This window comes from Tenacibaculum sp. Ill (assembly GCF_051938915.1).
Taxonomy (GTDB): Bacteria; Bacteroidota; Bacteroidia; order Flavobacteriales; family Flavobacteriaceae; genus Polaribacter; species Polaribacter larymnensis.
The window spans coordinates 2,488,830-2,510,400 of sequence record NZ_JBPSCW010000002.1 but is presented as its reverse complement, the minus strand read 5'-3'; the positions used below and the strand labels follow the sequence as shown (position 1 = coordinate 2,510,400).

Annotated in this window: 21 protein-coding genes; 16 read left to right on the top strand and 5 right to left on the bottom strand. The window is 31.8% G+C overall.

From position 1 onward, the window contains the following. The first annotated feature begins 6 nt into the window (after nt 1–6). The gene (gene yaaA / locus ACTPNM_RS11800; protein ID WP_440121970.1) at nt 7–765 is read left to right on the top strand and encodes a peroxide stress protein YaaA; all 759 of its coding nucleotides are present in this window, start codon (nt 7–9) and stop codon (nt 763–765) included. Next, nucleotides 766–1,404 (top strand): SanA/YdcF family protein, encoded by a 639-nt coding sequence (locus ACTPNM_RS11795; RefSeq protein ID WP_440121969.1) that lies wholly within the window; start codon nt 766–768, stop codon nt 1,402–1,404. A 6-nt stretch (nt 1,405–1,410) separates the two neighbouring features. Here the strand turns inward: ACTPNM_RS11795 and ACTPNM_RS11790 are convergent, their stop codons facing one another. Together ACTPNM_RS11790 and ACTPNM_RS11785 are read right to left on the bottom strand one after the other, a co-directional pair. Beyond that, nucleotides 1,411–2,835 carry an L-serine ammonia-lyase gene (locus tag ACTPNM_RS11790; RefSeq protein ID WP_440121968.1) on the bottom strand — a complete coding sequence of 475 codons (1,425 nt, stop codon included), beginning with the start codon at nt 2,833–2,835 and terminating at the stop codon, nt 1,411–1,413. 89 nt (nt 2,836–2,924) lie between these two features. Next, nucleotides 2,925–3,266 carry a DUF2853 family protein gene (locus ACTPNM_RS11785; protein ID WP_099216255.1) on the bottom strand — a complete coding sequence of 114 codons (342 nt, stop codon included), beginning with the start codon at nt 3,264–3,266 and terminating at the stop codon, nt 2,925–2,927. A gap of 194 nt (nt 3,267–3,460) precedes the next feature. On the opposite strand from ACTPNM_RS11785, the gene ACTPNM_RS11780 reads away from it, so the two are divergent. Continuing rightward, nucleotides 3,461–4,831, top strand: a complete 1,371-nt coding sequence (locus tag ACTPNM_RS11780; RefSeq protein WP_440121967.1) for a tetratricopeptide repeat protein — start codon at nt 3,461–3,463, stop codon at nt 4,829–4,831. A 37-nt stretch (nt 4,832–4,868) separates the two neighbouring features. Here the strand turns inward: ACTPNM_RS11780 and ACTPNM_RS11775 are convergent, their stop codons facing one another. Next, entirely contained in the window at nt 4,869–6,596 is a 1,728-nt protein-coding gene (locus ACTPNM_RS11775; RefSeq protein WP_440121966.1) for a sodium:solute symporter family protein, read from the bottom strand. A gap of 130 nt (nt 6,597–6,726) precedes the next feature. Between ACTPNM_RS11775 and pfkA the strand changes: the two genes are divergently transcribed. The 3 genes from pfkA to ACTPNM_RS11760 all read left to right on the top strand — a co-directional run bounded on the left by pfkA (nt 6,727) and on the right by ACTPNM_RS11760 (nt 9,155). Next, entirely contained in the window at nt 6,727–7,710 is a 984-nt protein-coding gene (gene pfkA / locus ACTPNM_RS11770) for a 6-phosphofructokinase (RefSeq protein ID WP_028891044.1), read from the top strand. Between the two features lie 23 nt (nt 7,711–7,733). Then, complete coding sequence (gene gap / locus ACTPNM_RS11765) at nt 7,734–8,726, top strand: type I glyceraldehyde-3-phosphate dehydrogenase (protein ID WP_440121965.1); 993 nt, start codon at nt 7,734–7,736, stop codon at nt 8,724–8,726. Nucleotides 8,727–8,792: 66 nt separating this feature from the next. Further along, on the top strand, nt 8,793–9,155 hold the full coding sequence (locus ACTPNM_RS11760) for a methylglyoxal synthase (protein ID WP_099216252.1): 363 nt from the start codon (nt 8,793–8,795) through the stop codon (nt 9,153–9,155). A gap of 58 nt (nt 9,156–9,213) precedes the next feature. Here the strand turns inward: ACTPNM_RS11760 and ACTPNM_RS11755 are convergent, their stop codons facing one another. Both ACTPNM_RS11755 and ACTPNM_RS11750 read right to left on the bottom strand, forming a co-directional pair. Continuing rightward, nucleotides 9,214–9,594 carry a Rid family detoxifying hydrolase gene (locus ACTPNM_RS11755; protein WP_440121964.1) on the bottom strand — a complete coding sequence of 127 codons (381 nt, stop codon included), beginning with the start codon at nt 9,592–9,594 and terminating at the stop codon, nt 9,214–9,216. Nucleotides 9,595–9,655: 61 nt separating this feature from the next. Then, nucleotides 9,656–12,358 carry a putative LPS assembly protein LptD gene (locus tag ACTPNM_RS11750; protein ID WP_440121963.1) on the bottom strand — a complete coding sequence of 901 codons (2,703 nt, stop codon included), beginning with the start codon at nt 12,356–12,358 and terminating at the stop codon, nt 9,656–9,658. Between the two features lie 94 nt (nt 12,359–12,452). Between ACTPNM_RS11750 and ACTPNM_RS11745 the strand changes: the two genes are divergently transcribed. The 10 genes from ACTPNM_RS11745 to ACTPNM_RS11700 all read left to right on the top strand — a co-directional run bounded on the left by ACTPNM_RS11745 (nt 12,453) and on the right by ACTPNM_RS11700 (nt 21,569). Then, a complete protein-coding gene (locus ACTPNM_RS11745) occupies nt 12,453–13,643 on the top strand; it encodes an N-acetylmuramoyl-L-alanine amidase family protein (protein WP_440121962.1) in 1,191 nt (396 codons plus the stop codon). 65 nt (nt 13,644–13,708) lie between these two features. Next, a complete protein-coding gene (locus ACTPNM_RS11740) occupies nt 13,709–14,674 on the top strand; it encodes an MlaD family protein (RefSeq protein WP_274640599.1) in 966 nt (321 codons plus the stop codon). A 44-nt stretch (nt 14,675–14,718) separates the two neighbouring features. Next, nucleotides 14,719–16,038, top strand: coding sequence for a 4Fe-4S dicluster domain-containing protein (locus ACTPNM_RS11735; protein WP_244174742.1), 1,320 nt, complete (start codon nt 14,719–14,721; stop codon nt 16,036–16,038). A gap of 92 nt (nt 16,039–16,130) precedes the next feature. Continuing rightward, nucleotides 16,131–16,910 (top strand): (Fe-S)-binding protein, encoded by a 780-nt coding sequence (locus tag ACTPNM_RS11730; protein ID WP_099216248.1) that lies wholly within the window; start codon nt 16,131–16,133, stop codon nt 16,908–16,910. A 101-nt stretch (nt 16,911–17,011) separates the two neighbouring features. Further along, a complete protein-coding gene (locus tag ACTPNM_RS11725; protein WP_440121960.1) occupies nt 17,012–17,416 on the top strand; it encodes a hypothetical protein in 405 nt (134 codons plus the stop codon). 88 nt (nt 17,417–17,504) lie between these two features. Continuing rightward, nucleotides 17,505–18,452 carry a 1,4-dihydroxy-2-naphthoate octaprenyltransferase gene (gene menA / locus ACTPNM_RS11720; RefSeq protein WP_440121959.1) on the top strand — a complete coding sequence of 316 codons (948 nt, stop codon included), beginning with the start codon at nt 17,505–17,507 and terminating at the stop codon, nt 18,450–18,452. A 22-nt stretch (nt 18,453–18,474) separates the two neighbouring features. Next, complete coding sequence (locus ACTPNM_RS11715; protein WP_440121958.1) at nt 18,475–19,293, top strand: DUF4349 domain-containing protein; 819 nt, start codon at nt 18,475–18,477, stop codon at nt 19,291–19,293. Nucleotides 19,294–19,297: 4 nt separating this feature from the next. Then, a complete protein-coding gene (locus ACTPNM_RS11710; protein ID WP_274640603.1) occupies nt 19,298–19,975 on the top strand; it encodes a metal-dependent hydrolase in 678 nt (225 codons plus the stop codon). 26 nt (nt 19,976–20,001) lie between these two features. Beyond that, nucleotides 20,002–20,520 carry an SRPBCC family protein gene (locus ACTPNM_RS11705; protein WP_440121956.1) on the top strand — a complete coding sequence of 173 codons (519 nt, stop codon included), beginning with the start codon at nt 20,002–20,004 and terminating at the stop codon, nt 20,518–20,520. An 11-nt stretch (nt 20,521–20,531) separates the two neighbouring features. Further along, complete coding sequence (locus tag ACTPNM_RS11700) at nt 20,532–21,569, top strand: o-succinylbenzoate synthase (protein WP_440121955.1); 1,038 nt, start codon at nt 20,532–20,534, stop codon at nt 21,567–21,569. The last annotated feature ends 2 nt before the right edge of the window (nt 21,570–21,571 follow it).

Below are 21,571 nucleotides of genomic sequence, written 5' to 3'. Positions count from 1 at the left end.
TACAGCATGAAAATTATTATATCACCAGCAAAATCGTTAGACTTTGAAAACAAAGCGACTACCGATGTATATACACAACCTAGATTTTTAGAACAATCTGAAAAACTAAATAAGAAGTTAAAAACACTATCAAGAAAAAAATTGAGTGAGTTAATGAAGATTTCTGATGATTTAGCAAGTTTAAATTATGACAGAAATCAAGATTGGCAACCTCCTTTTTCTTTAGATAATGCAAAACAAGCAGTGTTTGCATTTACAGGTGAAGTGTATAGAGGGATTGATGCTAATTCAATTTCAGAAGATAAGATTCCTGTTTTACAAGACAAGTTGAGGATTTTATCAGGGTTGTATGGTTTACTAAAACCTTTAGATTTAATTCAACCGTATCGTTTAGAAATGGGAACTAAGTTAAAAGTAGGAAGAAGAGAAAACTTATATAAGTTCTGGGATACTACATTAGCTGAATCACTAAATGAAGAGTTACAAGACGGTGAGTTGTTAATCAACTTAGCAAGCACAGAGTATTTTAAAGCACTTCCTAAAAAAGCATTAAAAGTACCTATGATAACCCCAGTTTTTAAAGATTTTAAAAATGGGCAGTATAAAACGATTATGACTTTTGCTAAAAAAGCAAGGGGATTAATGGTGCGTTACATTATAGACAATAATGTAGAAACTTTAGAAGAGTTGAAAGGTTTTGATGTGGAAGGATATGGTTTTTCTGAAGAAATGTCTACTGAAACAGAATTAGCTTTTACAAGATAAATGAAACGAAAAAAAGTTGCTATCCTTTTTCTTTTAAGTTGTTTGCTGATTATTATTTCTATTTATACATCAAATAAAGTAATAATTAAAAATGCGGAAGAAAGACTATTTAATACTACAGAAACAATTCCTAAAAACAAAGTAGGGTTGTTATTAGGTACGGTAAAGTATCTATCTGATGGTAGAGTGAATTTGTACTATCAATTTCGATTGAATGCTGCTGTGGAGTTATACAAAGCAAATAAGATTGATTTTATTTTAGTAAGTGGTGATAACGGTTCTGAAGGATATGATGAACCAACCGATTTTAAAAATGATTTGATTAAAGCAGGAATTCCTGAGGATAAAATCTATTTAGATTATGCTGGTTTTAGAACTTTAGATTCGGTAGTAAGAATTAAAGAAATTTTTGGGCAAACTTCAGTTACTATCATATCTCAACAGTTTCATAATGAAAGAGCTTTATATTTAGCAAATCATTTTGAGATTGATGCAATAGGCTTTAATGCTAAAGGAGTTTCAGGCAAAAAGGCAATAAAAGTCCAGCTAAGAGAATACTTAGCTAGAGTGAAAGTTTTTATTGATATCCTTTTTAATATAAAACCTAAATTTTTAGGAGAACCAATAGAGATAAAATAGTAGAGATTAACAGTCCGCTAATCGTACAGTTACGGCTAAACCTCCTTCTGAGGTTTCTTTATAATTCCTATTCATATCTTTAGCTGTTTCCCACATGGTATCAACTACTTTGTCTAAAGGCACTTTAGATTCTTTTGGGTTTGTTTCTAAAGCTAATTCAGCAGCGTTAATAGCTTTAATGGCTCCCATAGCGTTACGCTCAATACAAGGCACTTGTACTAATCCACCAATAGGATCGCATGTAAGTCCTAAATGATGTTCCATGGCAATTTCAGCAGCAACTAAGCATTGTGATGGGGTTCCGCCTAATAATTCTGTTAATGCAGCAGCGGCCATGGCAGAGGATACACCAATCTCAGCTTGACAGCCACCCATAGCCGCAGAAATTGTAGCATTCTTCTTAAATATACTTCCTATTTCTCCAGCAACAAGTAAGAACTTTTTAACATGTTCAAAAGTAGCATCGTGGTTTTCTATTACTAAGTAATACATTATTACAGCAGGAATAACTCCAGCACTTCCATTAGTAGGAGCAGTAACAACTCTACCTAAAGCAGCGTTTACCTCGTTAACAGATAAGGCTAAACAGCTTACCCATTTTAAAATTTCGCGAAACTTAACTTCGGTACCTCTAATAGCAGTAATCCATTCTTGTTGATTAGTGTATTGAGCATCTTTAATAAGTTTTTGGTGTGTTTCAAATGCACGTCGCTTTACATTTAATCCACCAGGTAAAATCCCTTGAGTATGACAACCTATATACATACACTCTAACATTGTACTCCATATACGATGTAACTCTTTATCTATTTCTTCAGCAGAATTAATTACAAGCTCATTTTGGTAAACAATATCAGAAATATTTAACCCTTCCTTTTCACAATAGGCTTCAAGCTCAGTAGCTCTGTTGATTGGAAATGGAAAATTTTGTTTATTAATTTCAATATCTTCAGCAAGGTTATCATCTTCTTGTACAATAAAACCTCCACCAATAGAATAGTATGTTTCCGTAGAAATCTCTACACCGTTAGCAAATCCTCTAAAAGTCATTCCATTGGCATGAAACGGTAAAAACTCTTTGTTGAATGTTACTGAGCCATTAGCAAAAGCAATATTTCTTTCATTATTAAAAAATAAAAGCTCTTTGGTTTGAATATCACTAATAATAACATCGATTGTTTCAATAGGAATGTATTCCGGATCAGCACCACTTAAACCTAATAAAACAGCTAAATCTGTCGCGTGCCCTTTACCAGTTAAAGAAAGAGAACCATACAAGTCTACTTTTATTTCTTCAATTAAAAGAAATTCATTTGTTTTTTTTAATTTTTGTATCCACTGTTGGGCAGCTCTCCAAGGGCCTAAGGTATGGGAGCTAGAAGGTCCCACCCCAATTTTAAGCATATCAAAAACGCTAATAAATTGCGACATAAATATAAGTTGTTTGTTGGTGGCTAAAATAAAAAAAGTCCTGTATTTAAAACTTAAATACAGGACTTATATTTCTTAAAAGAATATTATTACATTCCGTAAACAGACTCTTTATCAAATTTCTTAACTAGCATGTAGTATACAACTGCACGATACTTATTTCTTTCAGACTTTCCAATTCTCTCCATCACTTCTCCAATAGCCTTATCTAATTCTGGTCCATCAGCTAAACCTAATTTTTTCATTAAAAAGTTTTTCTTAACCGTTTCTAGTTCTTTAGGATCACTACCTGATACTGTTTCAGCATCATTTTTATAAATAGAAGGTCCTAATCCTTTTGTAACAGCAGTTAATAAATCAGTATTAGAACGAATATCTCTATCGTCCATAAATTTTTTATAAAGCGCTACTTTTTCGTCAAATTTACTCATGATTTTTTGTTTAAAATTAGATGTTAATTTTTTGTTCTTTCAAATATAGAAAAATAATTAACTCTTTCAAATAACTTAGTGTTAATAAGAAAGAGAGCTTAGTATTGTTAATTAAATTGTTGAAAAGAAATAAACATATGGGTAAATAGGTACTGTTCTTGTAGTAACTTTATATAAATTCAAATCTGTAGCCTATGTCATTATCAAAATTTGAATCCATGTTGAAAACCAATGAGGTATATTTTTTTGATGCTGTAGAATTTGAAACAATTATAGAGCATTATTTAAATATAGGTAAACAGTCGTTGGCAAAAAAAGCTGTACAGCTAGGTTTGGAGCAGCATCCATCTTCAATTCAATTAAAATTAATGAAAGTAGAAATTTTAATTTTTGAAGATGAATTGCATGAAGCAATTAAAATGCTATCTAATATTGAAGCTGTTGAACCACACAACGATGAGGTATTTATTCAAAAAGCAATTATCTTATCTAAAAAGAAACAACACACAGAAGCAATTGCCATTTTAAAAGAGTCTTTACAATACATAGAAGATCCATCTGATGTTTGGTCTATGATAGGTATGGAGTATTTATACCTAGATGATTTTGAAAATGCACGTTTAAACTTTGCTAAATGTATTGAAGTAGATTACGAAGATTATTCATCGTTATATAACATTGTGTATTGTTTTGATATGCAAGATAGTCATGAGGATGCGATAAAATTTTTAAACTCATACTTAGATAAAAATCCTTACTGCGAAGTTGCGTGGCATCAATTAGGAAGGCAATATTTTGAGTTAAGCTTGTTTAAAGAAGCATTAACAGCTTTTGATTATGCAGTATTGATTGATGATAGTTTTATAGGAGGGTATTTAGAGAAAGCTAAATCTTTAGAAGAATTAAATAGATATGAAGAAGCTATAGAGAATTATTTAGTAACACTAGAACTAGATGACCCAACAGCTTACGCCTACATAAGAATAGGAGAATGTTACGAGAAACTTGAGAATACGCAAACGGCAATACACTTTTATAAAAAAGCTGTACATGAAGATCCACTTTTAGATAGAGGATGGATTTTGTTAACGAATGCTTGTTATAATCAAGAAAACTATCAAAAAGCACTGTATTATATTAATAAAGCTATTCATATAGATGAGGCAAACGTTTTGTATTGGAGACGCTATGGCGATATCAATTTAAAACTCAATTTTTACGAAGAGTCTGTTAAAGCTTTTAGAACTTGCTTATCATTAGGAGACAGAGAAATTGAAATATATGTTGCGTTGGCAGACCTTCTATTGTTTTTAGGAGAATTTAATGAAGCTCTTAAAATATTAATTCAAGCAAAGAAAACGTATAAAGAATTTGCAGAAATAGAGTATAGACTTTGTGGGTTATTTATGATTCTTGGTAAAGAGGAGTATAGTGTAACACATTTAAATAACGCTTTAACTATCGATTTTGAGTATCATACAATTGTAAAAGAGTTGTATCCTTCTGTTTTTGAAAACAAAAGAATACAAAAAATTATATCTAATTATGATAAAGCTGTTCAATAAAGGTTTTCGTATCTAACATTTGTAAGGGGTAATTGTGTTAAGAAACAAACTTCCATATTTTCCTTAAAATTAAAATACAAACTAAGGTGATTATTGAAAGTATTGTAGCAAGAACTATTTCACCATAAATCCAATTTCCAGTGGCGAATAAGAAGCTGTAGACACCTATAGTTCCAGTTATAAATCCTACAATTTTATATCCAACATTTTTAAACTTATTATTATTCTCAAAAATAAGATTATCAAATTTTTCTAAAGTTTTAGCATCGGTAGGTTGTGTTAAAAGGGTTACAATAACCCAACCTACTGTAGTAACCAAAACACCAATAATTAATTGCCAATACCCCGCAATTTGAATAAATGGAGATTCCATTTTTCCATTGATAAAAAAGAAAACAGCAATTATAAAAGATATAGCCATTGCAGCAATTTCACTATACGGGTTAATTCTACTCCAAAACCAACGTAAAATAAATAACAGTCCAGTTCCTGCACCTATTTGTAGTAGTAAATCAAAAACTCCTTTGGCAGATTGTAAGTAGAAAGAAAAAAGAGCAGCACATAACATTAAAACTACAGTTGATATTCTACCAACTACTACCTTTTGCTTTTCAGAAGCATCTTTATTAACAAATCTGCTATAAAAATCATTTACCACATATGAGCTACCCCAGTTTAATTGAGTAGAAATTGTACTCATAAAAGCAGCGATTAATGAAGTTAATACAATTCCTAATAAACCTGCTGGTAAATAGGTCATCATTGCAGCATAAGCCACATCGTGTCCTTGCATTTCAGTAGTTAAACCAGGAAACGCTTGATTCATACTTTCTAAACTTGGAAAAATAATTAATGAAGCCAAGCCTACAATAATCCATGGCCAAGGACGTAATGCATAATGCGCAAAATTGAAAAATAAAGTAGCCCATGTAGCATTTTTTTCATCTTTGGCGGCTAACATACGTTGTGCAATGTAACCTCCTCCACCAGGTTCAGCTCCAGGGTACCAAGTACTCCACCATTGTACAGCAAAAGGAATAATAAATAAAGTAATTAAAGCTTCTTTGTTTGAAAAATCAGGAAACATTGCTAGTTTATCACTTACGTTTGGGTGCGTTAATAAATTTGAAAGCCCGTTAATTTCTGGTAAACTAATAATATATATAGTGGCCCAAACAGAACCAATCATAGCAATTAAAAACTGAACAAAATCAGTAAGTAACACACCTTTTAATCCACCTAAAGAAGAATAAATAACAACAATTATTGAAGAATACAATAGTGTCTCTTCTTGTGATATTCCTAATAAAATATTAGCAATTTTAGCTCCAGCCAAACAAACCCCTGCCATTGTAATTACGTTAAAAATTACACCTAAATAAATGGCTCTAAAACCTCTTAAAAAGCTAGCCATTTTACCAGAGTAGCGTAACTCATAAAACTCTAAATCGGTAGTTATACCTGATTTTCTCCATAGTTTAGCATAAAAAAACACGGTAAGCATTCCTGTAAGAAGCATTGCCCACCAAACCCAGTTACCTGAAACACCATTTTTTCTAACCAATTCGGTAACCAATCCAGGAGTATCTGCAGCAAATGTAGTTGCGACCATAGAAACTCCTAATAACCACCATGGCATGTTTCTTCCTGATAAAAAGAATTCAGAGCTATTCTTACCTGCTGATTTTGAAGCCCAAAGCCCAATAAGTAATGAAAGAATAAAAAATCCGAAAATGATAATGTAATCAAGAGAGGTTAATAGCATAGTTTGTTTTATTTGTTGGCTAAAAGTAACCAAATAAAATGAAACGTTAAATTTCAATTAAAATGCAAAAATGAATTTGTTGTTTTTTACTTAAAAATGACTAAAATTGAGTAAATTTGATATTCGTTTTATGAGAAAAATTAAAAAAATAGCAGTGATGACTTCTGGAGGGGATGCTCCAGGAATGAATGCCGCGATACGATCTGTTGTAAGGACTTGTGCCTATTATCGTACGGATTGTATGGGGATTTATAGAGGGTATCAAGGATTGATAGAAGGAGATTTAATTCCTTTAACCGCTAGGAGTGTAAATAATATTATTCATAAAGGAGGAACGATATTAAAATCGGCTCGGTCAAAAGATTTTAGAACTAAAGAAGGAAGGCAAAAAGCTTACGAAAGCTTAAAAAAGAACAATGTAGATGCTTTAGTAGTAATTGGAGGAGATGGTTCTTTTACAGGAGGAGTTATTTTTAACAAAGAGTTCAATTTCCCTATTATAGGAATTCCAGGAACAATAGATAATGACATTTCAGGAACAAGTCATACCCTTGGTTATGATACAGCCTTGAATACAGCTGTAGAGGCCATTGATAAGATTAGAGATACAGCTTCTTCTCATAACAGACTTTTCTTTGTTGAGGTTATGGGACGTGATGCTGGATTTATAGCATTAAATGCAGGTGTTGGTGCAGGAGCTGAAGAGATTTTAATTCCTGAAGAAGATTTAGGGTTAGAAAGAATGTTAGAATCATTAAAGAAAAGTAGAAGGTCAGGAAAATCATCAAGTATAGTAGTAGTTTCAGAAGGAGATAAAACTGGAAAAAATGTATTTGAACTGGCTGATTATGTAGAGGAAAATTTACCTGAATATGAGGTAAGGGTTTCTGTGCTAGGACATATGCAAAGAGGAGGTTCTCCATCTTGTTTTGATAGAGTTTTAGCAAGTAGGCTAGGTGTAAGTGCTGTTGAATTATTACTTGACGGAAAAACAAATTTGATGGTAGGCTTGAAAGATAATAAAGTAATTTCTACCGATTTAGAAAAAGCAATCAAAGGTCAACATAATATTGATACCGAATTATTACGCGTATCTGATATTATGACCACTTAAATATGAATATAAAATTTTAAATAATGATAAAAATAGGAATTAACGGATTTGGAAGAATTGGTCGATTAGCATTCCGTTCTGCAATGAAAAGAGACAACATTCAAGTTGTGGCTATTAACGATTTGTTAGATGTAGATTATTTAGCCTATTTATTGAAGTATGATTCTGTTCATGGACGTTTTGAAGGAGATGTTGAAGTAAAAGAAGGAAACTTAGTTGTAAATGGACAAACAATAAGAATAACTGCGGAAAGAAATCCTGAAAATTTAAAATGGAATGAAGCCGGAGCAGAGTATGTAATTGAATCTACAGGTTTCTTTACAGACAAAGATAAGGCAGCAATGCATATTACAGGAGGAGCAAAGAAAGTAATTATTTCAGCGCCTTCTAAAGATGCTAATATGTATGTTATGGGGGTAAACCATAAAGAATTAACAGCTGATGAAAACATTTTTTCAAATGCTTCGTGTACAACAAATTGTTTAGGACCATTAACAAAAGTTATTCACGATAACTTTGGGTTAAAAGAAGGTTTGATGACCACGGTTCATGCAGCAACATCAACACAAAACACGGTTGACGGACCTAACAAAAAATGGAGAAGAGGACGTTCAGTAGTTAACAATATTATACCTACATCAACAGGAGCAGCAAAAGCTGTAACAAAGGTTATTCCAGAACTAGAAGGTAAATTAACAGGGATGGCTGTTAGAGTTCCTGTAGCGGATGTTTCTTTGGTTGATTTAACATTTAGAACAGATAAGGCAACTTCGTTAAAAGAAATTTTAGCAACATTAAAAGAGGCTTCAGAAGGTGAATTTAAAGGAATTATAGGGTATACTGAAGATGAGGTAGTGTCACAAGATTTTGTTTCAGAAACAAGAACATCAGTAATTGATGCTGACGCTTGTTTAGAGTTAAACGAAAACTTTTTCAAGGTAATTTCTTGGTACGATAATGAGTTTGGATATGCTACAAAAATTGTAGATTTACTAGAGTATTCAGCTTCTTTATAAAAGCATAAAATATTTTGTAATATTGTATTCCCGCTTTTTGCGGGAATACTTTTTTAAACACTATTTATGGAAATAGCAATTATAGCACATGATGGAATGAAAGCTGAAATGGTTCAGTTTTTAAATGAACACAAAGAAGTTTTACGCCAAAAAAGTGTTCAGTTAATTTCAACGGGAACAACAGGGGAGAAAGCAGAAAAAGCAGGTTTTGAAGTAACCAAATATTTATCAGGACCTATTGGGGGTGATGCACAAATTGCAGGTAGAGTAGCAGAAGGGAAATGTCAAATGGTGTTGTTTTTTAGAGATCCATTAGCAAAACATCCACACGAACCAGATATTTCAATGTTAATGCGTTTGTGTGATGTTCACGATGTACCGTTAGCTACAAATCCATCAACAGCAGAATTATTAATCAAAGCGATATAATAAAAAAATCCACTTTCAAAAAGTGGATTTTTTATTTATTCATGTTTTTAAGATTGGCTTACTTAACAGCAATCATACTAATTTCTACATTGACAAATTTAGGTAAGTTAGCTACTTCAACAGTTTCACGAGCAGGAGCTGTAGCTTCATCAAAATACTCACCGTAAACAGCATTTATTTTTGAAAAGTTATGCATATCTGAAATAAAAATAGAAGTCTTAATAACGTTTTCAAAAGTCATTTCAGCAGCAGCTAATACTTCTTTCATGTTTTGCATTACTTGTTTTGTTTCTGCTTCAATAGAATCTAAAACTAACTCACCAGTTTCGGGGTTAATAGCTATTTGTCCAGAAGTGTATAAAGTATTTCCGCTAAGTACAGCTTGATTATATGGTCCAATTGGAGCTGGAGCTTTATCAGTTGTGATTATTTTTTTCATTTTAGTTTGAGTTTATAAAGTTGTTTGCTTTGTTAAAAAGGGGAAGTTAGATTTTCTAACTTTAGAATAAAACTCTATCTGGTGGTTTGTTTTTATCCCATTTTAAGTCACTTAATACTGAAGATTTTACTCCAATAAAGAAATTATAAGATGAGTTAACACCAAAAGGAGTCCAGTTAAAATTGAATCGCCAACTATCTAAATCTCTAGAAAAGTTCAATCTTGTGTAGGTAAAAGCGTTGTCTTTGATATCGTAACCAGAAGAAAAACCAACTTTCCATTTTGGTGAGAGTTCAACATCACCACTAAACATTAATGTGTTATTGCCAATTTTACTTTCTAAACCATTGTCTGTGTAGCTCATACTGTAAGCTAAATTAAGAGTCCAAGGTATTTTAGCTCTGTATAGTTCGGTTTCTTTAGTTTCGCTTTCACCCTTTTTGTTACCTCTATTGTTAGGAAAGCCATTAGTAGGACCTATATCTTCTCCAAAAACGTCAGGAGTGTCTTGGGCTCCATTTCCACTTTTATTATCAGAGTCATCTTTACCATCTTTATTCTTTTCAAAATCTTTACTAGAAATAGAGTAGTTTGCTGTTACACCTAAATTAGTCATTCTAAGAAGACTACCGTTAAATTTATTTATTCTTTGCCCTTTGCTGTTTACTTGATAAGGGTCAAAAGTAGCATTCATGTTTAAAGCGAGTTTGTCTTTAAAAAGGCGTGTACCTGCATTTGCTCTTACAGGAGACCAACGTAAACTGTCTAAGGCTAGATTATAGCTTGTGCTAAAATTTAAGTTGTTAAGAATTGTAATTTTTTTATCCTCTTCATCACTATCGGGGTCCTTAGGAGCTACTTTAGCTTCTAAGACATTATTTACAGAGATTCCGATTGAATTTGAAACCCCTCTTCCTGGTTCTCCATAAATTCCACCATCAAAAGGAGAGTAAGTTAGTAAGTCATTTGGATCAGAGCTTTGACGAACTGTTAAATCGTAATCATCAGCAAAGTTTGGACGATATCCGTATGAAATAGAGGGTCTAATTGTATGACGGATTGCTTTTAAACGGCCTTTCTTGAAGTTAAACGTACCATATATATTGGTAGATAATGAAACTCCAAAGTTATATTCATTATAACGAGTAAAACCACTGATAGTATCATTAACAGCAGCACCAAAATTACCGTCTTTGTTTACGGCAGTAGGGTCATATCGTTTTTTGATTTGATCAAAGTACCAAACATCCTTGTAGTTTACACTAGGTGATAATGTAAAATATTTAAAAGCTTTTAAACTTGTATTTGTACTTAAGTTATGTTGAACTCCTTTTTTTGCTGTTTTAAACATTTTAGAAGTGAAAAACTCATCATCAGTAGTATTAATCTGATATTGACCTTGCATACTATAGTTAAGTCCCATTCGCTGAATAGCGTTCTTTTTAATTCCTCCTTTTCCTGCAAACGGGTAAATACGATCCATGTTAAGTTGCAAAGAAGGGAGTGTCATGGTAATAGACTCTGTATTGGTGTTTTGTGAATGGGTAGCTGTTACACTAACATTAAAAGGAGTACCAACAAAGTTTTTATAGTAAGAAATAGAAGAACTCAATGTGTTGTTTAAAAACTGAGAGCTATTAAACTCGTTTAAAGATTGACGATAATATTTGCTACTTCCTAGATTAACAGAGGCAGAGAAACGAGAATTTGGACTCGATTTAGCATCTTGACTATGACTCCATCTAAGGTTAAAATTAGTAGATTTTTGATAGTCGCTTAAACCACGTATACCTTGAATAATATTTTCAAAACGAACACTAAAATTTCCATTAAACTTATAACGAACATAATAGTTGGAGGAAGCATTTAATCCCCAACTACCATTGGTGTATAAATCTCCTAACACCGTTAAATCAAAATAGTCGCTTAAAGCAAAGTAGTATCCTCCATTTTGCATAAAAAAACCTTGATTATTACTCTCTCCCCAAGAAGGAATAATAAAACCAGAGGTTCTCTTATCCGTTAAAGGAAAATAAGCAAAAGGTAAATAAACAGGAGTTGGTACATCTGCTAGTACTAAGTTACTACCACCAACAATAATTTTTTTACCTGGAACTAGTTTTGCTTTATTTGTTTGAATATAATAATCTGGAATTTTCTTTTTTGAAGTAGTAAAACGTAACCTTCGCATATATATGGTAGAATCGTTTACCCTTTTTGTTTTCTCTCCGTAAGTAATAATCCCTGCTTGGTCTGTTTTAACACCATAAACTAAAGCCTTTTTAGTTTTAAAGTTAAAAAGGATAGAATCTTGTTCAGATTCTTGTCCTCCTTGTTTAAACTGAGGTCTCTGATGATATCCTGTACTATCTTTTATACCTTTAGCATATACCATATTGTTTTTGTAATCTAGAATAATAATTCCAGCTTTTAATTCAATATCAGTATAGGTTACTTGGGCTTTATTATATAAAGTAATAGTTTTGTCTTTGGCATTTTGTATAGTATAATCTTCCGCGTCGTGAGTAATTATACCATCAATTACTTCTTTCGGTTTAATAGAATCGTTAGCAATAGTGTCTCTTTTTTTGTTAACAAGAGCATTATTTTTTAAACCAATTAAGGTGTCTTTAGGACTAGAAAAAATAGAGTCTTTATTAGGTTTTTGAGGAGTAATGCCTTTCTTGCCAAATTCTTGCGCATTACTTAATTGAAAACAAAAAAGATAGAAAGCTAAAAGTATGTAAGTTGGATTTGCTCGCAATATTATTAATACTATTTTTGTGTTATATTTAAAAACTTTGGCGTGCTATTTGAATGCCTATATTTTAAAAACCAAAAATAGTTAAATTTTATTGATGCAATTCTTAAATTTCCGTAAATATAATATCTCAAAATTAAGCTTAATCATTCTAACCTCTTTAACTATTTTATATGGAGGAATATTATCGGTTTCAGCGCAAAAAAAATACACAGTTGTTCTTGATGCAGGACATGGAGGAAAAGATCCAGGGAACCTAGGGAATGGTTTTAGAGAAAAAAACATAGCATTAAGAGTAGCACTAGATGTAGGTAAAGAGTTACTAACTTCAAAAGATATAGAAGTATTTTATACTCGTAAAAAAGATGTTTTTATAGAGCTACATAATCGTGCTAAAATAGCAAATGATAAGAAAGCAGATTTATTTGTGTCTATTCACTGTGATGCTTTTAGAAGACCTGATCCGCACGGAGCAAGTACTTTTGTGTTAGGATTGAGTGGAAATAAAGAAAACTTAGAGATTGCTAAGAAAGAGAACTCGGTAATTTTATTAGAGGATAATTATAAGCAGAATTATGATTACGACCCCAATTCACCCGAGTCAGTTATTGGATTGTCAGTACTACAAGAAGAAAACCTTGAAAATAGTTTAGGAATCGCAGGTTTAGTTCAAAATAACTTTGTAGCAATAAAAAGAAATAATAGAAAGGTAAAGCAAGCAAACTTTTTAGTATTAAGAGAAACTGTTATGCCAAGTGTTTTAATAGAGTTAGGTTTTTTAACTAATAAAAATGAAGGTAAGTATCTAAATTCTAGAAAGGGGCAAATAAGAATGGCCAAGTCAATAGCTCAAGCAATAAAAAAGTATTTTGAGAGATTAAAGCTAAATACGATTAGCGAAACACTAACAGTTAATGCACCGTTGGTTGAAAAAGAAGTTTCAAAACCTGTAATAAAGAAAGAGGAACCTAAAAAAGTAGTTAAAAAAGAAACTTCACCAAAGAAAAAAACTACAGAATCAAAATCAGTATCAACAGACGTTGTATTTAGAATACAAATAGCAGCGTCTAGAAAAAAACTTTCTACAAGTAGTTTTAAAGGGTTAGAAAACATTGAGTCTTTATTTATAGATGATTACTACAAATATTACTACGGAAATTCACCAAGTTTATCTGGAATAAAGAAGGTTTTACCTAAGGTAAGAAGTAAAGGGTATAAAGATGCTTGGGTAGTAGCTTTTAAAAATGGAAAGCGAATTTCAATAAAAGAAGCACTGAAAAACCGTTAATTTAGAGGTGTTCTATATTTATACTCCCAAAATTATTGTTATTTTCGCTCGTATAAATATATTCTATGTCTAAAGAACTAAAAACAGGAATTGTTGCTGTCGTTGTTATTGCGCTATTTATTTGGGGTTATAACTTCCTAAAAGGACAAGATTTGTTCAGTGCTAATGCAAGGCACTTTTTTGTAGAGTACAATAATATTAATGGTCTTAATGAAGCTAGCTCTGTTACCATTAATGGCTTGAAAGTAGGGAAAGTAGATGAAATCAGATTCAATGATAATCCAGATAAAAAAGGAAACTTAATTGTTAAGATTTCATTAGATACCGACTTTAATTTCTCTAAAAATAGTATTGCTAAGATTTACTCAGCAAGCTTAATGGGAGGTCAAAATTTAGCAATCGTACCTAAATATGATGGAGAAATAGCCAAGTCAGGAGATTATTTAAAAGGAGAGGTCGAGTCAGATATATTTTCATCAGTAGGTGAAAAGTTAAACCCTATTCAAGCAAAACTAGAAAATGTTTTAGTAGGGGCAGATTCTTTATTAATTGGGTTTAACCAAGTACTAGACGAAAAGTCTCGTCAGAGTTTAAATAGAAGTATTTTAGGTTTAGAAGGAACTATTTCTGATGTTCGTAAAACATTATCTTCTGTAAATTCATTATTAGCAGATAATAAAGGTAATTTAAATGCTACCTTAGCTAATACCAAAAAGATAACTGACAATTTTTCTAAAGTATCAGATGATTTAGCAAAAGCTAACTTAGGAGAATCAGTTAAAAAGCTAGAAGCTACTTTAGCAAATGTTAATGGTTTATTAGCTAAAATGAAGTCAGGAAAAGGAACTCTAGGGAAGTTAATGACTGATGAGAAAATGTATACAAATCTTACTAATGCTTCAAAAGAGTTAGAAGAGCTATTAAGGGAAATGAAACTAAACCCAAAACGTTTTGTACACTTCTCATTATTTGGGAAAAAAGCAAAGCCGTATAACGAAGAGAATAATACCAAAAATGTAAGTAATAAATAAACTTACGTTTTTATAAACCTAACAAACTTAATAATTAAAGAACGATGGAGAAATACGTACCAAACATTTTTTTTGCACTTATCTTAATTGCAGGTATCGGGTATTTTGTAATGAATGTTCGTAAGTTAATACGAAACATCAAATTAGGAAAAGACATTGATAGAACGGATAGAAAACCTGAGCGATGGAAAAACATGGCAAAAATAGCTTTAGGGCAATATAAAATGGTACGACGTCCAGTTTCAGGTATCTTACATATAGTTGTGTATGTTGGGTTCATTTTAATCAATATCGAAATGTTAGAAATCGTTATTGATGGATTATTTGGTACACATCGTGTTTTTCAACCAATTATTGGAGATGCTTTATACGGGTTCTTGATAGGAAACTTTGAAGTGTTGGCATTACTAGTTTTTGTAGCTGTAACAATTTTTTGGTTCCGTAGAAATATAGAGAAAGTAAAACGTTTTTGGAACAAAGAAATGGAAGGTTGGCCAAAGAATGATGGTAATATTATTCTATATTTTGAAATGGTATTAATGACTTTGTTCTTGGTAATGAATGCGACAGATGTACATTTTCAAGAAGCAGGAGTAGGAAATGTAGTTTCTCAGTTTATAGCACCTTGGTTTGATGGTTTTTCTAATGAATCGTTGCATACTATTGAAAAAACAGCTTGGTGGTTACATATCGTAGGAATTTTAATTTTCTTAAACTATTTATACTACTCTAAGCACTTACATATTTTATTAGCTTTCCCTAACACGTTTTTTGCAAACTTAAATCCTAAAGGACAGTTTAATAACTTAGAAGCGGTAACGAAGGAAGTAAAAATGATGATGGATCCAGACGCTGACCCATATGCTATGCCTGAAGAAGGAGAAGAAGAAGGGGAGCCAGAAAAATTTGGAGCTTCAGATGTAACTGATTTAAACTGGGTGCAGTTAATGAACGCATACACTTGTACTGAGTGTGGACGTTGTACATCATCTTGTCCTGCCAACCTAACTGGTAAAGAATTATCACCACGTGCTATTATGATGAAAACACGTGACCGTTTAGAAGAAGTAGGAAAGAATATTGATGAAAATGGAGGAGAGTTTAAAGATGATGGTAAGCAGTTATTAAACGATTATATCACTCCAGAAGAATTATGGGCATGTACAAGTTGTAATGCTTGCGTACAAGAATGTCCTATTGGTATCGATCCATTATCTATTATTATGGATATGCGTCGTTATTTAGTAATGGAAGAATCAGCAGCTCCTCAGGAGTTAAATATGATGATGACCAATATTGAAAATAATGGAGCGCCTTGGCAGTATAGTCAAATGGATAGATTAAACTGGAAAGACGAAGAGTAGTTTTTAACTATTTCATTCCATAAAAATTAAAAAGTAACCTCTGTTAGAGGTGTAAACAAAAAAACAGTTTAACAATTAAACGATAAAGAATTATGAACGTACCAACAATGGCAGATATGATGGCTCAAGGAAAACAACCAGAAGTGTTGTTTTGGGTAGGAGCTGCAGGAAGTTATGATGATAGAGCAAAAAAAATAACAAGAGCTTTCGTAAAAATATTACAACAAGCAGGAGTTGATTTTGCAGTATTAGGTACCGAAGAAAGTTCAACAGGAGATGCAGCAAAGCGTGCCGGAAACGAGTTCTTATTTCAAATGCAAGCAGTTACTAATATTGAAGTATTAAATGCTTACGAAGTAAAAACAATTGTTACTTGCGATCCACATTCATTTAACACATTAAAAAATGAATACCCCGGATTAGGAGGAAAGTATAAAGTGTATCACCACACTCAATATATTAGCAAGCTAATTAAAGAAGGACGTTTAACCATAGAAGATGAAAACTTAAATGGAAAACGTTTAACATACCACGATCCATGCTATTTAGGACGTGCAAATGATGTATATGAAAGCCCACGTGAATTAATTCGTCGTTTAGGAGTAAAAATGACAGAAATGAAGCGTCATAAGTCAACAGCATTATGTTGTGGTGCTGGAGGAGCACAAATGTTTAAAGAACCAGAAAAAGGAGATAAAGATATTAATGTGTTGCGAACAGAAGATGCATTAGAAACGAATCCGCAAATTATTGCTACTGGGTGTCCTTACTGTAATACCATGATGACTGATGGTGTTAAATTCAAAGAAAAAGAGTCACAAATACAAGTAAAAGATATTGCAGAGTTAATAGCTGAAGCAAATAACCTTTAGTAAAGAAATATAAAATTTTCTTAAAAGTGTGTTACGAGAGTAGCACACTTTTTTCTTTATAGTAAGTTTGTTGAAAAATAATTATTAAAAAATAAAAAAGAATGAGATACCTTTTTACTTTTCTGTGCTTAGTTTTATTAACATCATGTGATGATACGGATTTATCTATTGATGGAAATGGAGCCTTGGCAACAATAACGTTTAACATTACAAGTACAAGTAATGACAATAATGGAAGAATTAAAACTGTTTTTCTAGAATCAGGTTTTTTTAAGTATGATAACACTACAACAACTAATGTTTTTCCTTATAAGAAATCGTATACAGATGAAATTAATTTTGCAGCTAATTTAGCCTTTGAATATGAAGATAAAGCCACAGATAATTTTAGTGTTTATACAATAACAATGGAAATATTTAGAGATAATATTTTAGTTGACAAAAGAGAATATTTTATAGATAAACCAGGAACAAAAGTAGGTTTTGATGCGGTGGTGAATAAATAAACGGCTCATATACTTTAAGATAAAAGGAAAGCTAAGCTTTCCTTTTTTTATGTCTAAAAAACTTATCTTTGAAAATCATACTATCTCAATGAAAAACTACATAAAAGCAGCACGTTTACGTACCCTACCACTATCTGTTTCAGGAATTATTGTTGGAGCATTTTTAGGATTAAATGAATCTTTTTTGAAAGTGTCTTCAACTCTTCTTGATACAACTATTTATGTTGGAAGAAAAAATATATTGGAGTCTTCTATTTTCTGGTTGGCAATTCTAACCACAATTGGTTTTCAAGTGTTATCTAATTTTGCCAATGATTATGGAGATGGAGTAAAAGGTACGGATAACAAAAGGGAAGGAGAGGCACGAATGGTGGCTTCAGGAGCAATTACTCCAAAACAAATGAAAAACGCAATGATTGTTACAGGAGTTGTTACGACTATTATAGCATTGTTACTGATTTATGTTTCTTTTGGCAAAGACAACTTTTTGTATTCAGTAATTTTCTTCGGATTAGGAATCGCTTCAATTGTTGCTGCTATAAAATATACCGTTGGGAAATCTGCTTATGGTTATAGTGGATTTGGAGATGTTTTTGTTTTTATTTTTTTTGGGTTATTGGCAGTCGTTGGAACTTACTTTTTATACACGAAACAACTAAATTTTACAACCTTTCTACCAGCAATCACTGTTGGGCTGTTAAGTACAGCGGTGTTAAATTTAAACAATATGCGAGATAGAGAGAATGATGCAATGTCAGGAAAAAATACTCTTGTGGTAAAAATGGGAGCAGAATCTGCAAAAACGTATCATTATCTTCTAATTATAGCGTCTTTTATTTTTGCTTTATTATATACGGTAATCAAGTTTAAATCAACATATCAATTCTTATTTATTATAGCTTATATTCCTCTACTAAAACACCTATTTTTTGTCTATAAAAATAAGGAAGAAGCTCTATTAGATGGAGAGTTAAAAAAAGTAGCTCTTAGTACCTTTTTATTTTCAATTTTATTCGGATTAGGTCAAATTTTGTAACTTCCCGAGAAAATTTAATACTATGAGAACTATTTTAGTCTTTTTCGGAGCATTTTTATTATTTGTAAGCTGCAATAGCAAAGGAGAGAACCCAAACTCTTATGGAGAACTTAAAACTTCAGGAAATTTTGATATTACTGAAGAGATTGTAGAAGCATCAGAAGTTGCACAAGAGAATAAAGAAGTAACAATTGAAAGAAAACTTATTAAAACAGGTGACATTTCATTTGAAACAGATGATTTATTAGAGACAAGAAATCACATAGAGCAAGCAGTAAAAAAATATAACGGATACATTTCTGCTGATAACGAATACAAGTCTTCTCAAAATATTACTTCAAATTTAACGGTTCGAATTCCTTCAGAAAGTTTTGATGACTTTTTAAATGAGATTTCATCAAAAGTTGAGAGGTTTGATAATAAGAATATTTCTGTAAATGATGTAACAGAACAATTTTTGGATGTACAAGCACGTTTGAAAGTAAAAAAAGAATTAGAACAACGATATAGCGAAATACTTAAAAAGGCTAGTTCGGTAAAAGAAATTTTAGAAGTTGAAAGAGAGCTAACAAACGTAAGGTCTGAAATAGAGTCGATGGAAGGACGTTTGAAATATTTACAAAATCAAGTGTCGTTTTCAACCTTAACAATCAGATTTTATAAAAAAGAAGTAAGTAAAACTTATTCCAAAAGTTTTGGAAGACGTATAGCTGATGCTTTTGGTAATGGAGTAGATAATATAAAGTGGTTTTTTATCGGTTTGGTAAACATTTGGCCATTTATACTTTTAATAGTTTTACTAATTATATTCATTAAAAAACGAATTAAACGAAAAGAATAAATAAATGAAAATCACTTTTTATGGTCACGCATGTTTTGGTATTGAAATTAACGGAACACACGTATTAGTTGACCCTTTTATTACAGGAAACCCATTAGCTACTAATATAAACGTAGATCAAGTAAAAGCAGATTATATATTACTTACACACGCACATCAAGATCATGTGTTAGATGTAGAACGTATTGCAGAAAGAACTGGAGCTATAATTGTTTCAAATTATGAGATTGTAACTTATTATGAAGCAAAAAAACTTAAAGGTCACCCAGTAAATCATGGAGGTACTTATACTAACGATACCTTTTCAGCTAAATACGTAAATGCAATTCACACCTCTTCGTTTGCTGATGGAAGCTATGGAGGTCAACCCGGAGGATTCGTAATTTCCGCAGGAGAAAAATCATTATATGTTTCTGGTGATACAGCGGTAACAATGGATATGCAACTAATACCGATGTCAACTAATTTAACAGCTTCTATCTTTCCTTTAGGAGATAATTTTACAATGGGAGTTGATGATGCTATTATAGCAAGTGATTTAGTTATTTGTAATAAGGTGATAGGATGTCATTTTAATACCTTCCCTCCAATAGAAATAGATGTAGAAGAAGCTAAAGAAAAGTTTGCTCAAGCAAAAAAAGAATTGGTGATTTTAGAAATTGGACAAACAATAACTATTTAAGTAAACCTTTTATTTAGGTATTATATATGAAAACAATCAAAATAATTTTAGGAGCTATAACAGTTTTAATTCTTGCATTTTTTTTAACAGGAATAGTAGTACAAGAAGTTGTTTATATCAATGAAGTAACAATTAATAAGCCAGTAAATGAAGTATTTTCGGATTTTCAGGATGAAGAATTGATGAAAGAGTGGATGCCAGAGGTGAAGTCAATTGAAATTTTAGAAGAAAAACCAGATAAGGTAGGGAGTAAGTATAAAGTAGTTGTTGAAAACCAAGGGAAATTAGTAACGACGACTGAAGAAGTATTAGCATATAAGCAAAATGAAAAATTAACTCTTTATTTTGATGCAGAAAACATGTTAAAAACGGATGATTATACGTTTACTTCAGAAGGAAATAAAACCAAGATATTACAAACTACTACTTGTACTAGCAATTCCTATGTAATGAGTTGCTTATTACCATACTTTAAAGGATCTTTAAAAAGAATGAGTCAACAATATTTGGATAATTTTAAAAAAGCTTCTGAAGCTCACAACTAAAAAACTTACAATTGATAAAAGCTACTTACCATAAATACTTACTGAACTTTAAACAAGCTAGTGGGACTTCTCGTGGAGTTTTAAGAACCAAAGAAACCTGGTTTTTAATTTTAGAAAATGAAGGAAAGAAAGGTTTTGGAGAATGTGGAATGTTTAGAGGTTTAAGTGCAGATGATAAACCCGATTATGAAGAAAAATTACAATGGGTAAGTAACAATGTTAATTTAGGTTTAGAGAAATTGTTACCCGAACTCATTGAGTTTCCGTCGATACAATTCGGATTAGAGCAGGCCTTTTTGTCGTTAGAAAGTAAAACACCATTTGAATTGTTTCCATCAGATTTTACAAAAGGAAAACAGCAAATTTCCATTAACGGATTAATCTGGATGGGAGATAAAGCTTTTATGCAGCAGCAAATAAAAGATAAGTTGCAACAAGGTTTTACCACTATAAAGATGAAAATTGGAGCGATAGATTTTGATACAGAAATAGCCTTATTACAATCAATTCGAAAAGAATTTTCAGCCAAAGAAATAGAGTTACGAGTAGATGCTAATGGAGCATTTTTACCTGAAAACGCTTTAGAGAAATTAAAAAGGCTAGCTGAATTAGAGCTACATTCTATTGAACAGCCTATAAAACAAGGTCAATGGCAAGAAATGGCAAGTTTATGTGAAAAAACTCCATTACCAATTGCCTTAGATGAAGAACTGATAGGCGTTTTCTCTTCCAAAGAAAAAGAAAACTGTATAGCTACAATCCAACCTCAGTACATTATTTTAAAACCAAGCTTGGTTGGAGGTTTTCAAGGAAGTAACGAATGGATTCAAATAGCAGCCAATAATAATGCAGGAAACTGGATTACTTCGGCATTAGAAAGTAATATTGGCTTAAATGCTATTGCACAATGGACGTACACGTTGAATAATCCATTACCACAAGGATTAGGAACGGGAAGTTTGTTTACAAATAATATTGAAAGTCCGTTGGAAGTTTTGAACGGGAGTTTAGGATATAATGTAGGTAGAAATTGGAACTTTAATATTTAACA

What these genes read in the sequence shown, in the direction of transcription:
- ACTPNM_RS11730 (WP_099216248.1), top strand. Translation starts at nt 16,131, where the DNA reads ATGAACGTACCAACAATGGCAGATATGATGGCTCAAGGAAAACAACCA.
- gap (WP_440121965.1), top strand. Translation starts at nt 7,734, where the DNA reads ATGATAAAAATAGGAATTAACGGATTTGGAAGAATTGGTCGATTAGCA.
- ACTPNM_RS11795 (WP_440121969.1), top strand. Translation starts at nt 766, where the DNA reads ATGAAACGAAAAAAAGTTGCTATCCTTTTTCTTTTAAGTTGTTTGCTG.
- ACTPNM_RS11725 (WP_440121960.1), top strand. Translation starts at nt 17,012, where the DNA reads ATGAGATACCTTTTTACTTTTCTGTGCTTAGTTTTATTAACATCATGT.
- ACTPNM_RS11785 (WP_099216255.1), bottom strand. Translation starts at nt 3,266, where the DNA reads ATGAGTAAATTTGACGAAAAAGTAGCGCTTTATAAAAAATTTATGGAC.
- ACTPNM_RS11710 (WP_274640603.1), top strand. Translation starts at nt 19,298, where the DNA reads ATGAAAATCACTTTTTATGGTCACGCATGTTTTGGTATTGAAATTAAC.
- ACTPNM_RS11775 (WP_440121966.1), bottom strand. Translation starts at nt 6,596, where the DNA reads ATGCTATTAACCTCTCTTGATTACATTATCATTTTCGGATTTTTTATT.
- ACTPNM_RS11740 (WP_274640599.1), top strand. Translation starts at nt 13,709, where the DNA reads ATGTCTAAAGAACTAAAAACAGGAATTGTTGCTGTCGTTGTTATTGCG.
- yaaA (WP_440121970.1), top strand. Translation starts at nt 7, where the DNA reads ATGAAAATTATTATATCACCAGCAAAATCGTTAGACTTTGAAAACAAA.
- ACTPNM_RS11705 (WP_440121956.1), top strand. Translation starts at nt 20,002, where the DNA reads ATGAAAACAATCAAAATAATTTTAGGAGCTATAACAGTTTTAATTCTT.
- ACTPNM_RS11745 (WP_440121962.1), top strand. Translation starts at nt 12,453, where the DNA reads ATGCAATTCTTAAATTTCCGTAAATATAATATCTCAAAATTAAGCTTA.
- ACTPNM_RS11715 (WP_440121958.1), top strand. Translation starts at nt 18,475, where the DNA reads ATGAGAACTATTTTAGTCTTTTTCGGAGCATTTTTATTATTTGTAAGC.
- ACTPNM_RS11755 (WP_440121964.1), bottom strand. Translation starts at nt 9,594, where the DNA reads ATGAAAAAAATAATCACAACTGATAAAGCTCCAGCTCCAATTGGACCA.
- ACTPNM_RS11780 (WP_440121967.1), top strand. Translation starts at nt 3,461, where the DNA reads ATGTCATTATCAAAATTTGAATCCATGTTGAAAACCAATGAGGTATAT.
- ACTPNM_RS11790 (WP_440121968.1), bottom strand. Translation starts at nt 2,835, where the DNA reads ATGTCGCAATTTATTAGCGTTTTTGATATGCTTAAAATTGGGGTGGGA.
- ACTPNM_RS11735 (WP_244174742.1), top strand. Translation starts at nt 14,719, where the DNA reads ATGGAGAAATACGTACCAAACATTTTTTTTGCACTTATCTTAATTGCA.
- ACTPNM_RS11760 (WP_099216252.1), top strand. Translation starts at nt 8,793, where the DNA reads ATGGAAATAGCAATTATAGCACATGATGGAATGAAAGCTGAAATGGTT.
- menA (WP_440121959.1), top strand. Translation starts at nt 17,505, where the DNA reads ATGAAAAACTACATAAAAGCAGCACGTTTACGTACCCTACCACTATCT.
- pfkA (WP_028891044.1), top strand. Translation starts at nt 6,727, where the DNA reads ATGAGAAAAATTAAAAAAATAGCAGTGATGACTTCTGGAGGGGATGCT.